Source organism: Rhodanobacter sp. C01 (genome assembly GCF_002001045.1).
Classification (GTDB): Bacteria; Pseudomonadota; Gammaproteobacteria; order Xanthomonadales; family Rhodanobacteraceae; genus Rhodanobacter.
Genome location: NZ_MUNR01000014.1, coordinates 358,579 through 372,140 on the forward strand (window position 1 = coordinate 358,579; position 13,562 = coordinate 372,140).

A 13,562-nucleotide genomic window follows, 5' to 3' on the forward strand; every position below is an offset into this window, starting at 1 on the left:
ACCGCCCTCGGGGTGTGTCGCTGCAATCAGGGCAGGAACCCAAGGGATATACGCAATGAGTGATGCACCCTGGTGGCGCGGCGCCGTCACCTACCAGATCTATCCGCGCAGTTTCCAGGACACCGACGGCGACGGCGTGGGCGATCTGCCGGGCATTGTCGAACGGCTCGATTACGTAGCCAGCCTGGGTGTCGACGCGATCTGGATCGCGCCGTTCTTCAAGTCACCGATGGCCGATTTCGGCTATGACATTGCCGACTACCGCAACGTCGACCCGTTGTTCGGCACGCTGGCCGATTTCGACCGCCTGCTGACGAAGGCGCACGGCCTGGGTCTGAAGGTGATGATCGACCAGGTGCTCAGCCATACCTCGGTCGAGCATGAGTGGTTCCACGAAAGCAGGCAGAGCCGCAACAATCCGAAGGCCGACTGGTATGTGTGGGCCGATGCCCGTGAGGACGGCAGCGCGCCAAACAACTGGCTGTCGCTGTTCGGTGGTTCGGCATGGCAGTGGGAGCCGCGGCGCAGCCAGTACTACCTGCACAATTTCCTGACTTCGCAGCCGGATCTGAATTTCCACAGTCAGGAAGTGCGCGCAGCGATCCTCGACAGCGTGCGCTTCTGGCTGGACAAGGGCGTGGACGGTGTACGTCTGGATGCGATCAATTTCTGCTTCCACGACCGCCGGCTGCGCGACAACCCGCCCAAGCCGAAGGAGAAGCGCGTCGGCCGCGGTTTCAGCCCGGACAATCCCTACGCGTTCCAGTACCACTACTACAACAACACGCAGCCGGAAAATCTGGCCTTCCTCGGCGAGCTGCGCGCACTGATGGATCGCTATCCGGATGTCGCTGCGCTCGGCGAAATCTCCTCCGAGGATTCGCTGGCGACGATGGCCGAGTACACCCGCGATGGCCGCCTGCACATGGGTTACAGCTTCGAACTGCTGACCGACGATTTCAGTGCTGCACACATTCGCGGCACGGTGCAGACGCTGGAAGCGCAGATGAGCGAGGGCTGGCCGTGCTGGGCCATCTCCAACCATGATGTCGAGCGCGTGCTGACGCGTTGGGGCAACGGCAAGCCGTCGCCGCAACTGGCCAACCTGCTCACCGCGATGGTCTGTTCATTGCGTGGCTCGGTCTGTGTCTATCAGGGCGAGGAACTCGGCCTGACCGAAGCCGAGGTCCCCTTTGAATCCCTGCAGGATCCCTATGGCATCGCGTTCTGGCCGCAGTTCAAGGGGCGTGATGGCTGCCGTACGCCGATGCCGTGGAGTGACGATGCGCAGGCCGGATTCAGCCGAGGCATGCCGTGGCTGCCGGTGCCGCACGAGCATCGTTCGCTGGCAGTGGCACGCCAGGATGCCGATCCGCATTCGGTGCTGAATGGCTTTCGTACCTTCATGCACTGGCGCCAGTTGCAATCGGTGCTGCGCTGGGGCGACATCCATTTCCTCGACACTGCCGAGCCGGTACTGGCGTTTACCCGCCATCTCGCGGGACAGACCATGCTGGTGGTGTTCAACCTCGCCGATACGGCTGCCGAGCTGACCCTGCCAGCCGCACTTGGCAAGTCGGTGGTCGTGGATGGCCATGGTCTGCTGCAAGGTCACCTTGATGGCGGGCAGCTGCATTTGCCGGGTCACGGCGTGTGGTTTGCACACGTGGCTTGATGCGCGCGATGCATCGCCACCTGCCCATCGCATGTTTGCTGCTGGCGTGCTGCATTGGCGTTGCCCCGGCTGCAGTCGTGCATGCAGCGACCGCAGTCACCGCAGTCACCGCTACCGATGCCGTCGTGGTACGCCTGCAACTCGACGCGCCGGCCTTTGCACCAGAGCGTATCAAGGTGGCGGTCTATCTGCCGCCAGGGTATGACAGCGCTGCCGCGGCGCGCCGACATTATCCCGTGCTGTATGCGAACGATGGCCAGGACATGCCTGCCGTGGGATTGCAGCCGACACTGGCGAAGCTCTACCTCGAACATGCGATCGAGCCGATCATCGTGGTCGCGATCGACATGCTGGCCGATCGCGCCAGCGGCTATGGGTTGTCCAATCGCGCAATGGCGCGCAGTGTGACCGGCGGTTCGCAGATCGGGCCGATCGGAACGCGGGCGCAGGACTACTCTGCCTGGATCGCCACCATACTGGTGCCGTATATCGATGCGCATTACCGGACACGTCAGTCCGTTCACGACCGCACCATGCTTGGCTGGTCGCTCGGTGCGCTGAATGCGTTCAACCTTGGCTGGGAGTATCCGGATGTGTTCGGTCGGATCGGCGCGTTCTCGCCTTCGTTCTGGCTGGCTGCCGACCGCAGCAGCGCGACGGCGATCGAGCACACGCGACTGGTGCAGGGCATGGTCGACCGTGGTCCGTGGCGCGACGGATTGAAGATGTGGTTCGCGGTGGGTACCGCCGAGGAAGCCAGCGATCGCGACGGCAACGGCGTCATCGATGCGGTCAACGACGTGCAGGATGTCATCGAAGGCTATAACGGCACCGACGGCTTCCATGCGAGCGGTCTGAAACAGCTGGGCTACTCGATCGACATGGACTACGCGAAGCATGCATCGCGCACGGCCGATGTCTCGCTGTTCTTGTTGCAGGGTGGCCACCACAGCCAGGCGGCGTGGGGACAGATGCTGCCGCTGTTCCTGTTGTGGGCCTACGGCCAACATCCAATGTAGGAGCGGCTTCAGCCGCGATGCTCTGGATGCTTTGGTGCCATCAGCAAAGCGATCGCGGCTGAGGCCGCTCCTACAAGGGTTGCGTCACTTGCGTTCGGCGGCTGTCGCGTCGCGGGTGGCGCGGAATTCCGAATCCTTGCTCCAGTCCGGCCACTGGTCGGAGTTGGCGAGCTGGCTGCCCACGGTGTAGAGCAGTTGTAGGTCGCGCGCCATGCCTGTGAACGGCCAGCTTGCCTGCCATTCGTCGGATGGCTGGTGATAGTGCTTGGCGGTGTATTCCTTCTCCGCTGCGTTGCCCGCAGCGAGGCCACCATCGACCCAGTCGTTGCCCGAGCCGAACGAGATCGCCGGTACGCCGCGCTTGGCGAACGAGAAGTGGTCGGAGCGGAAGAAATAGCCGGCTTCCGGATGCGAGTCCGGTGTGTAGGCCATGCCGTATTGCTTCGCGTCGGCGATCAGGTCGTCGAGCAAACCGAGCTTCGCACTGCCGGAGATGGTGAAGTTGCGTGCCGGACCATGCGGGTCGAGTGCGTCCATGTTGAGCACGCCGGCGGTCTTGGCCAGCGGATACAGCGGATTCGCCGCGTAGTACTCGGAGCCGAGCAGACCCTTCTCCTCGGCAGTGACGTTGAGGAACACCACCGACCGCTCGGGCCGTGGCGCATGCGCGAACGCGCGTCCCAGCTCGATCAGCGCCGCCGTACCGGTGGCGTTGTCGACCGCGCCGTTGTAGATGCGATCGCCCTTCGCGTCGGGCTGGCCGATGCCTAGGTGATCCCAGTGAGCGCTGTAGATCACCGTCTCGTCCGGGCGCTTGCTGCCCTCGATGCGGCCGACGATGTTGTGCGAGGTGATCACGCTCTTGTCGACCTTGAAGCTGGCCGACAGGCTTTCACCCCGCAGTGTCACCGGCTTGAAGTCGCGCGTCTGCGCCTGCTTCTTCAGCGCGTCGAAATCCAGCCCGGCCTGCTTGAACATGCTGACTGCGAGGTCGCGCTGGATCCATGCCTCCAGCTGTGGATGCACGGCAGCGGGCTTGTCGCGCACGATGTCGAACATGGTGTTGGTGTTCGAGTTCTTCACCGTGGCCCAGCCGTACGAGGCCGGAGCAGTCTCGTGCACGATCAGGACGCCGAGGGCACACTGTCGCGCAGCTTCCTCGTACTTGTAGGTCCAGCGGCCGTAGTAGGTCATCGCCTTGCCGCCGAAGTCGCCCACGCCGGTCTCGAAATCCGGATCGTTGATCAGCACCACGGCGATCTTGCCGTGCAGGTCGACACCCTTGAAATCGTCCCAGTGACGCTCGGGCGCCTTGACGCCATAGCCGACGAAGACCAGCGGCGCGTCGGCGATCGCCACCGCGGTCGAGCCGTCCAGCGGGGCGCGCACGGCAATCTCGTTGCCCTGGGTCAACGCCTGGTTCTTGCCGTCGAGGGCAAGCGTCAGCGTCGGCGTGCCGATGATCTCGGTGCGCAACAGCGGTACCGCCTGGGTCCAGCTGCGCTTGCCGTCCTTGAGGTCACCGCCCGGCTGCAGGCCTGCCGCTTTCATCTGCGCGACCATGTAATCGATGGTCTTGGTCTCGGCTGGCGTTGCCGGGCCGCGGCCCTCGAAGGCGTCCGAGGACAAGGTCTTCACTTCGTCGGACAGGCGGTGCGGATCGAACGTGGGTGCAGGCACAGTGGCTGCCATCAGGGCCGACGATACGGCCAGGGCAAGGGTGGATAGCATCAGTCGCTTCACGGGCGATACCTGTCGCGGGGAGGGAACCGCCGATACTAGTAACCGGCCGCAGATCGGTCCACCCAACCGATGGGCCAGCCCGGGGATGCTGCCGCGCGACCCGTTGCACCCGAGAGCAACGGGTCGCGTGCCGGTGCTACTCGACGCCAACCACCTTGCCGCTGCCGGCATCGATCTTCAGCCGGACGTGATTGCCAGCCGGGTTCTCCGCCTTCGCGTTCCACAGCCCGTCCTTGAAGTCCACGTCGCGGACGTGCGTATAGCCCTGGGTTTCCAGCGATGCCCGCACATCGCGCTCGCTCAGCTGCGATACCTGCTTGTCCGGATACATCTGACCGGTCCTTGCATCGACATGGATGTCCACGCTTTCGCCATTGGCACTCCTGGCGTGGGCGTACCACATGCCATCGCGAAACTTGAGGTCGTGCACCTTGGTGTAGCCATGCTCGGTGAGCGCGCTGCGTACCTGCGGCTCGGTCATGGCCTGTTGCGCGATGACTGCACCGGATGATCCGAGTGCAAGCGCACCAAGCGCGAGCGTGAAAGTCAGTGAAGTGATCTTGCTCTTCATGGACGACTCCTCGTCAGCTTGCAGGAATGCTGAGTCTTGGCGGGTCCGAATCAACCTCTGATGAACGAGGGGCAGGGTGCGGCAGTTCTTGCAGGCGATCCGGCGTATCGACATGTCGGCTTTGCCTCGCGACGTCCGATGCCAGCAGGGTTCAAGCCAGTCTGAACCCAGCCTGTGCCGGCGATGGTGCAGCGGTCTGGTTGCACTGGCCGCTCGCCGGGATTAGCCATAGATTCGCTGGCCAGTAGAGCGCATGACACGATTCTGTTCCGTCGATGCAGACCGTGATGATCGACGCACTCGTTTGTCCAGGGGACCCCGATACGTGAATCCGTCGATTCCGCACGATGCCTCGATCGCTGCCGGTGACGCTCCCGCGAGCACCGATCGCAGCGTCTTCGCCATCCTTCTCGCGCTGTATTCCCTGATCCTGTATCCCATCCTGCGTGCAAACCGCTATTTCGACGACGACCTCAAGCGCGCGCTGGTCGGCCGCACCGGCTGGGATTCCAACGGCCGGCCGCTGACGACCCTGCTGATGCGGCTGCTTCAGTACTACGACTCCGCCATGGTGGACATCTCGCCGCTGACCCAGATCGGGGCCATCGCCATCCTCGCCTGGGCCGGCGTGCTGATCGCGCGTCGCTACGCCATCCGCTCGCCCTGGATGGCTGCGCTGGTGGCCTTCCCAATCGGCGCACAGCCGTTCTACATGGAAAGTCTTTCCTACAAGTTCGATGCCTTGAGCATGAGCGTGGCGGTGTTTCTGGCCCTGTTGCCGATGATCGCGCTCAGGAGTACCCGGTGGAGCTGGTGGCTGGGAGTTTGCGCACTTTTTGCAAGCCTCTGTTTCTATCAACCGGCCATCAATGCCTGCCTGATCTTCATCCTGCTGGAGCTGGTGCTGGCCCAGCTGCACGGCAGGGGAGCGCGCCGGCTGGCGATGCGGTTCCTGTCGCGCGCGCTGCAGGTCGGCGTGGCCATGCTCATCTACCAGGTCCTTGTCGGCATCCACATCCACGGCTGGGTAAGGCAGCAAAGCGCAAAGATCCAGGGGCTGCATGACCTGCCGGTGGTGAAGGCCAACTTCGTCGATTTCCTTGCTTTCATCGACAGCAGTTTCAATGCGCAGTGGTGGCGGTACTCCGCTCCCGTGCTGATTCTGCTGGCGTTGTTCCCCGTGATCATCGGCATCCGCCATGTGCTGAAGGCGCGTCTCACGCAACCGGTCTGGGTCAGCGTGATCCTTTTCGCAGTCAGCCTGCTGCTGCCGCTGGCAGCACTCGCCTGCGTGTTCGGCCCGATGCTGCTGCTGCTCAAGCCGGAGATCGAGCCGCGTGTACTCATGGGAGCGGGCGCGCTGCTGGCGGCGGCGCTGATCGTCATGCAGGCAGCGCTGCGGCAGTGGCACCAGTCCGACAAGTGGACGCTGGCGGCGGCGTGGATGCTTGCGCTGGGCATGGCTACCTTCGCCAGCGCCTATGGCAATGCCCTGGGTGAGCAGAAAAATTACGAGGACCGGATCGCTTCGCATCTTGCCGAAGATCTGGCAGAACTGAAGGTGGATCATCCCATCCGGGCGTTGCTGCTCGACGGCAGCATCGGTTATTCACCCATCACCGCACATGTTGCCGAACAATTTCCCCTGGTCCGCACACTGATCATTCCGTACCTGCAGGTGGACGACGTATTCCACACCCACATGTTCCTCATGTACTACGTCCCGGATCTTGTCGACATGCGCTACGAGCCGAGCGCTGCGGACCTGCAGAGACAGACATCGCTGCTGGCGAGAGCCTGCCAGGCACCGCCCACTCGCAACGCGCGGTTTTACAGTCTTTCCCTGGTCGACGACACCGCCGTGGTGATGCTCGGCGCGGCGCACCAGCATCGCTGCACCACGGCTGCCGGATCCGGGTTGGATTGAGCCGCTGGGCGATTCTGGCAGCGTGCAGTTCGGCGACAGATGAAATACCGCAGCGCCAGTTCTGACGGCGTCCGCCTGCGTGCACTGGCCGGTCAGACAGTCTGTCTGGAAGTCATGACTTTCGGCAGGGCTTTCGCTATTGTTTGATACGTTATAGCGTTTCATCGGCTTTTCCCGTCAATCCCCCTCACTCTCGAAGCGCTCGCATGAAAAAACCGTGGGCTGACGTGTTTGCCCGATCCTGCAAGGCAGACAGTGGGGTTACAGGAAAGATTTCGTCCTTCGCCAGCGCGTCCCTGTCGCGGCCACCGATTTTCCTGGCGATCGCGACTTGCCTGCTGATCGCCGGTTGCGCGGTCGGTCCCGACTTCAAGAAGCCGGCCGCCCCCGATGTCGGCGACTATACCGGCCACCCGCTCTCGACCACGGCAGCTATTCCGGATGTTGCCGGTGGCGAGGCCCAGCGCTTTGCCGAGGGTGGCGACATTCCCGGCGACTGGTGGACGCTGTTCCATTCCAGGCAGCTCAATGCGCTGATCGAACAGTCGCTTGCCAGCAATCCCGACCTGAAGGCCGCGCAGGCGGCGTTGGCCGAGGCCAGGGAAAACGTGCTGGCGCAACGGGGCACCTACTACCCCAGTGTTTCGGCGAGCTTTTCAGCCAGTCGCCAGAAGACGCCAGGGACCATCTCGCCCACGCCGAGCAACAATGCTCTGCTGTACAACGTGTTCACCCCGCAGGTCAGCATTTCGTATGCGCCCGATCTTTTCGGCCTGAATCGCCGCACCGTGGAGTCGGTGAAGGCGCAGGAGCAGGCGGTCCGTTTCCAGTTGATTGCCACGCACGTCACGCTGAGCAGCAATGTCGTCGTCGCCGCGGTGCAGGAGGCATCGCTGCAGGCGCAGGTCGATTCGACCCGCCAGATGATCGACATCAACGGCAAGATGCTGCAGATCCTTCGCTACCAGTTCGCCAAGGGGTACGCCGGTCGACTCGATGTTGCCGCGCAGGAATCGCAGCTTGCGCAAGTCACCGCCACCTTGCCGCCGCTGCTCAAGCAACTGGCGCAGCAGCACGACCTGATCGCCGTGCTGACCGGTCGCTTTCCGAGTCAGGCACCCGTTGAGAAATTCGATCTTTCAAGTCTGCAGTTGCCGCAGGAACTGCCGGTCAGCCTTCCATCGGCACTGGTGGCGCAGCGGCCGGATGTACGTCAGGCCGAGGCCAATCTGCATGTGGCCAGCGCCCAGGTCGGCATTGCCACGGCGAACCGGCTGCCGAATATCCAGTTGACCGCGGACGCCGGCAGCACGGCGCTGGCGATCGGCCAGGTGTTCAAGGCGGGTACCGGTTTCTGGGATTTGGGTGCGGCCATCACCGCACCGATTTTCGAGGGCGGTACCTTGCTGCACCAGCAGCGTGCCGCGAAGGCAGCCTATGTCGAAGCAGCCGAGCAATACCGCAGCACCGTGCTCATCGCTTTCCAGAATGTCGCCGATACCCTGGTGGCACTCGATCAGGATGCTGCTGGCCTGAAGTCCGCCGCCGCCGCCGCCGATGCCGCCAAAGTCACCCTGGACCTGTCGCAGCGGCAATGGAAGGACGGTTATGCCAGCTATCTCTCGCTGCTGGGTGCGGAGCAGGCCGATCTACAGGCCCGGATCAATCTGGTGCAGGCCCAGGCCAATCGTTATGCCGACACCGCGGCGCTGTTCCAGGCGCTCGGTGGTGGCTGGTGGCATCGCGCCGAACTGCAGCAGGCAGGCTCGGACCAGGCAGATCCAATCCGGAACAAAGATGAAAAATAGACTTCTTTACGCGATGCCGGGTGCCGGACGCCGCGGTGGATGGTTGCGCTCAGTTGCCGCTGCCGGCGCGCTGTTGGCGGCGCTTGCGCTGACCCCGGGCTGCTCCGGCAAGACGGACAACGATGCGCAGACAGCCACACCGAAACCCGCGAATGTCACCTTGACGGCCGAGCAGAGCAAGAGCATCCACATCTACACCGTCGCATCATTCCGCTTCCGCAAGGCGGTCGACGCCACCGGCGCGGTGGATTTCGACAACGACCAGGCCACCAGCGTGCTGGCACCTTTTTCCGGCCCGGTGTCGCGACTGCTCGTTTCCCCCGGCCAGCACGTGAAGAAGGGCGAGCCGCTGGCAGAAGTGGATTCGCCGGATTTTGCGGCGGCCGTCAGCACCTACGTCAAGGCCATCGTCACCGCAAGGAATGCGCGCCGGCTTGCCGATGCGGACAAGGACCTCGTCCAGCACAACGGCGTCTCGATGCGCGAAGCAGAGCAGGCGCAGACCGATGCGGCCAATGCCGAGGCCGACCGTGATGCGGCCCGGCAGGCGCTCGTTTCGCTGGACGTGGATCCGCAGGTCATCCGGGACATCGAGGCTGGCCGAACGGTGCAGCGCATCGAAGGCATCATTCGCTCGCCGATCACCGGCACGGTGGCGGAAAAACTGATCACGCCAGGGCAACTGCTGCAGGCGGGCACCACGCCGTGCTTCACCGTGGCCGATCTTTCGCGGGTCTGGGTCATGGCACAGATTTCCGCCTCCGACCTGGCCTCGGTCAGCGTGGGCGACCCCGCCCAGGTGGAGACCGGCATCGCTTCCACCAGCCTTGACGGAACCGTGGACAACATTTCGGCGTTGGTGGATCCCGATACCCGTGCGGTGATCGCGCGCGTGGTCGTCGAAAATCCCAAGGGGTTGCTGAAGAAACAGATGTACGTCCACGTACGGATCCGGGCGCGCCAGCCAAGCAGCGGGTTGCTGGTTCCGGTGTCGGCGATCCTGCGTGACGACGAGAACCTGCCGTTCGTCTATGCCGTCCAGCCCGACGGCAGTTTCGCACGGCAGCATGTGACGCTGGGCTCGCGTACCGGCGACCAGTACGTGATTCCGGAAGGGGTCAAGAGCGGCGACCGGGTCGTGGTCGATGGCGCGATCTTCGTCCAGTTCATGCAAAGCCAATGAGCGACCAATTGCCATCACCGCCGCCGCGGGCGGTGTCGATCATGAACCGGGTCGTGGCCGCTTCACTGGGTCAGCCCTTCCTCGTCATCCTGCTGATACTCGTGCTGATCGGTGCGGGGGCCCGATCGCTGCAGCGCCTGCCGGTGGACGCCTATCCGGACCTGTCGCCGCCGATCGTCGAGATCATCACGCAATGGCCCGGGCATACGGCCGAGGAAGTGGAGCGGCTGATCACGGTGCCGATGGAAATCGGCATGACCGGCATTCCGAAGACGGACAATGTCCGCTCGATCTCGCTGTACGGATTGTCCGACGTCATCATCACGTTCCACGAGGGAGCGGGTGACGACTACACGCGCCAGCAGGTGTTCAACCTGCTGTCTGGCGTCAGTCTGCCGAGTGGGGTGACCCCGTCGGTGTCGCCGCTGTCCTCACCGTCGGGCCTGATCTATCGCTACGTGCTGCAGAGTTCCGACCGCTCGCCGATGGAACTCAAGACGCTCGAGGCTTGGACCATCGAGCCGCAGTACAAGTCCGTTCCCGGCGTGGCGGACGATTCGGGATTCGGCGGCGGCACCATGCAGTACCAGGTGCTGCTCGATCCGGTGAAAGTTGCCGGAGTCGGCCTCTCGGTGCAGCAGGTGGAAGCCTCGCTGACGGCCAACAACAGCAATGCCGGTGGCGGTTTCTATTCGCAGGGTGGCCAGTTCTATTACGTGCGCGGCCTGGGACGCATGGAAACGCTCGAGGACATCGGCAACGTGGTGCTGGCCGTGCACAACGGCACGCCAGTCCTGCTCAAGGATGTCGGTCGTGTGGCCATCGGCATCGCGCCGCGGCTGGGCGAGTTCGGTTTCGAGAAGCAGGACGACGCGGTCGAGGGCGTCATCCTGTTGCGCACGGGCGAAAAGGCGCAGGACGTCCTCAAGGGTGTCGAGGCAAAGACGAAGGAGCTCAACGAACAGATCCTGCCCAAGGACGTGAAAGTCGTTCCGTTCTACGACCGCAGCGACCTTATCGCGCTGACCACCAAGGTGGTGGAAGACAACCTGCTGCGCGGCATGGTGCTGGTCGTCGTGGTCCTGATCTTCTTCCTCTACGATTTTCGTGCCGGACTGATCGTCGCCACCACCATCCCGCTGGCGCTGCTGTTCGCGTTTGTCTGTCTCGATTTGCAGCAGGCCTCGGCCAACCTGCTTTCCATCGGCGCGATCGATTTCGGCATCCTGGTGGATGGCGCGGTGGTGATGGTGGAAAACATCTACCGACAGCTGGCGGAACGAAAAGGGACATCGCCGAGCATCAAGGAAGTTATCCTGGAGGCGGCAGCAGAAGTGGATCGTCCGCTGTTCTACGCGGTCGCGGTGATCGTGGCCAGTTTCCTGCCGATCTATGTCCTGTCCGGACCGTCGGGCACGCTGTTCAAACCGATGGCGGATACCATGGTGTTTGCCCTGGTCGGTTCGCTGATCGTCACCCTGGTCCTGCTGCCGGTGCTGTGCGCGCACTTCATGCGCAATGGCGTGCGTGAGCGGCGCAATGCCATTTTCGAAGCCATCAAATCGGCCTACACCAAGGGGCTCGATCTCTGCCTCGCCCGTCCCTGGTGGACGACCGGCATCGCGACCATTCTGCTGGCGGGTTCGCTGCTGCTGATTCCCTTCATCGGCGGCGAGTTCATGCCGCAGCTGGACGAAGGCGCGCTGTGGGTGCGTGCCACGATGCCTTACACGATTTCGTTCGACGAATCCGCGAAGATCACGCCCCAGATCAGGGGCATCCTGCGCTCCTTTCCCGAGGTCACCACGGTTGCCTCGGAGCTGGGTCGCCCCGACGACGGCACCGATTCGACCGGCTTCTTCAACGTCGAATTCTACGTCGGCCTGAAACCCTACTCGGAATGGACCGGCCGCTACCGCACCAAGGCCGAGCTGACCGAAGCCATCAACCAGAAGCTGCAGTCGTTCCCCGGCATCATCTTCAACTACACCCAGCCGGCAGAGGATGCGGTGGACGAGGCGGAATCCGGTCTGAAGAGCGCGCTGGCGGTCAAGGTGTTCGGCGCCAATCTGGATACGCTCCAGCAGAAGGGCAAGGCGATCAAGCAGATCCTCGAGAATGTGCGTGGCATCCGCGATGTCACCCTGGTGAAGGAACTCGGCCAGCCCAGCCTGACCATCAAGATCAATCGCGCCGCGATTGCCCGTTATGGCCTGAACGTCGACGACATCAATGCGCTGATTACCACCGCCATCGGCGGCGACGTGGCCACCCAGGTGGTGCAGCAGGAGAAGCAGTTCGATCTGGTCGTCCGCCTCGATCGCCCGTATCGGGATACTCCCGAGGAGATCGGCAATATCCCGGTGGCGACACCGGGCGGGCAGCAGCTCCCGCTCAAGGAGTTCGCCGATATCCAGGTGACCAACGGCGCCTCGTTCATCTACCGCCAGCACAATTCACGCTACATCGGCGTGCAGTTCTCGGTGCAGGGTCGTGACCTGGCTGGCGCGGTGGAAGACGCCATGCAGCAGGTCAACAAGAAGGTCGTGATGCCGCAGGGCTACCATCTGGACTGGGGCGGGGAATATACGGAATACACCGCGTCGCGCGCGCAGCTCAATGTCATCCTGCCGCTGACCATTGCGCTGATCTTCCTGTTGCTGTTCACCCTGTACAGCAACTTCAAGTTCCCGCTGATCACCGTGCTCGGCGTGCTGCTGTCGGCGCCGATGGGCGGCATCGTGGCGCTGTGGCTCACCGGGACGCCGTTCTCCGTCTCGTCCGGCATCGGCTTCCTGGCCCTGTTCGGCGTTTCGGTGCAGACGGCCGTCGTCTACATCTCCTACGTCAACGAACTGCGACGCGGTGGCACCACCATCGACGAGGCGATCCGCGAAGGCGCGATCCTGCGACTGCGCCCGATCATGATGACCGCGCTGGTGGCGGCACTGGGATTGCTGCCGGCTGCACTGGCCACAGGCGTCGGCACCGACACGCAAAAACCATTCGCCCTGGTCATCGTCAGCGGCCTGTTCACGCGATTGCTGATCAGCATCTTCCTGATGCCGGCGCTGTATGCATTGGTTGCGCGGCCGGATGATCGGCTGGAAGTGTGAGTGCGCTCCGGGACAACTGACTGCACAAACGAAAACGGCCTGCATCGCTGCAGGCCGTTTGCATACATGGTGGCCGGGGACGGAATCGAACCGCCGACACGGGGATTTTCAATCCCCTGCTCTACCAACTGAGCTACCCGGCCGGAATCTGGCCACTTCGGCACAACCGCGATGGTTGCTGATGTTGCGTGGAGCCGCGTATTAGACCGAACGGGCGGCTTTTCGTCAAGACTCGCTGTCAGGCGCGGTGAAACCGGCGGCCTTGGCGAAGTCGCCGCCGAACAGGAATTTCTCCATCTCTTCCGCGAGGAACTTGCGTGCCTTCGGGTCGAGCGGGTTGAGCCGGTATTCGTTGATCAGCGTGGTCTGGTGGGCCAGCCACTGCTGCCATGCGGACTTGGAGATTTCGTTGTAGATGCGCTGGCCGAGCGGGCCGGGCCATGGGGCGAAGTCGAGGCCTTCGGCGTCGATGTCGAGCTTGGCGCAATGGATGATGTGGCTCATGGTGGTGTTCCTTGTG

General features: G+C 63.3%; 9 protein-coding genes and 1 tRNA gene. 6 read left to right on the plus strand and 4 right to left on the minus strand.

Annotated elements, in window-relative coordinates; genetic code table 11:
* Window positions 1-55: 55 nt before the first annotated feature.
* Complete coding sequence (locus B0E50_RS15715; protein WP_077442278.1) at window positions 56-1,675, plus strand: alpha-glucosidase family protein; 1,620 nt, start codon at window positions 56-58, stop codon at window positions 1,673-1,675.
* Window positions 1,676-1,752: 77 nt separating this feature from the next.
* The gene (locus tag B0E50_RS15720) at window positions 1,753-2,694 is read left to right on the plus strand and encodes an alpha/beta hydrolase-fold protein (protein WP_254427314.1); all 942 of its coding nucleotides are present in this window, start codon (window positions 1,753-1,755) and stop codon (window positions 2,692-2,694) included.
* Window positions 2,695-2,778: 84 nt separating this feature from the next.
* Here the strand turns inward: B0E50_RS15720 and B0E50_RS15725 are convergent, their stop codons facing one another.
* Complete coding sequence (locus B0E50_RS15725) at window positions 2,779-4,437, minus strand: M28 family metallopeptidase (RefSeq protein WP_077442279.1); 1,659 nt, start codon at window positions 4,435-4,437, stop codon at window positions 2,779-2,781.
* A 136-nt stretch (window positions 4,438-4,573) separates the two neighbouring features.
* Window positions 4,574-5,008, minus strand: coding sequence for a PepSY domain-containing protein (locus B0E50_RS15730; RefSeq protein ID WP_077442280.1), 435 nt, complete (start codon window positions 5,006-5,008; stop codon window positions 4,574-4,576).
* Window positions 5,009-5,333: 325 nt separating this feature from the next.
* Here B0E50_RS15730 and B0E50_RS15735 point away from each other — a divergent pair, with 325 nt between their 5' ends.
* From B0E50_RS15735 to B0E50_RS15750, 4 genes are all read left to right on the plus strand, one after another.
* Window positions 5,334-6,935 (plus strand): glucosyltransferase domain-containing protein, encoded by a 1,602-nt coding sequence (locus tag B0E50_RS15735; protein ID WP_168170899.1) that lies wholly within the window; start codon window positions 5,334-5,336, stop codon window positions 6,933-6,935.
* A gap of 206 nt (window positions 6,936-7,141) precedes the next feature.
* Window positions 7,142-8,743 carry an efflux transporter outer membrane subunit gene (locus B0E50_RS15740; protein WP_077442282.1) on the plus strand — a complete coding sequence of 534 codons (1,602 nt, stop codon included), beginning with the start codon at window positions 7,142-7,144 and terminating at the stop codon, window positions 8,741-8,743.
* Entirely contained in the window at window positions 8,733-9,926 is a 1,194-nt protein-coding gene (locus B0E50_RS15745) for an efflux RND transporter periplasmic adaptor subunit (RefSeq protein ID WP_254427315.1), read from the plus strand. Before B0E50_RS15740 ends, B0E50_RS15745 begins: the two co-directional genes overlap by 11 nt.
* The gene (locus tag B0E50_RS15750; RefSeq protein WP_077442284.1) at window positions 9,923-13,042 is read left to right on the plus strand and encodes a CusA/CzcA family heavy metal efflux RND transporter; all 3,120 of its coding nucleotides are present in this window, start codon (window positions 9,923-9,925) and stop codon (window positions 13,040-13,042) included. Before B0E50_RS15745 ends, B0E50_RS15750 begins: the two co-directional genes overlap by 4 nt.
* 67 nt (window positions 13,043-13,109) lie before the next feature.
* Here the strand turns inward: B0E50_RS15750 and B0E50_RS15755 are convergent.
* A tRNA-Phe gene (locus B0E50_RS15755) sits at window positions 13,110-13,185 on the minus strand.
* Window positions 13,186-13,267: 82 nt separating this feature from the next.
* Window positions 13,268-13,546, minus strand: a complete 279-nt coding sequence (locus B0E50_RS15760) for an oxidative damage protection protein (protein WP_077442285.1) — start codon at window positions 13,544-13,546, stop codon at window positions 13,268-13,270.
* Between the last annotated feature and the right edge of the window lie 16 nt (window positions 13,547-13,562).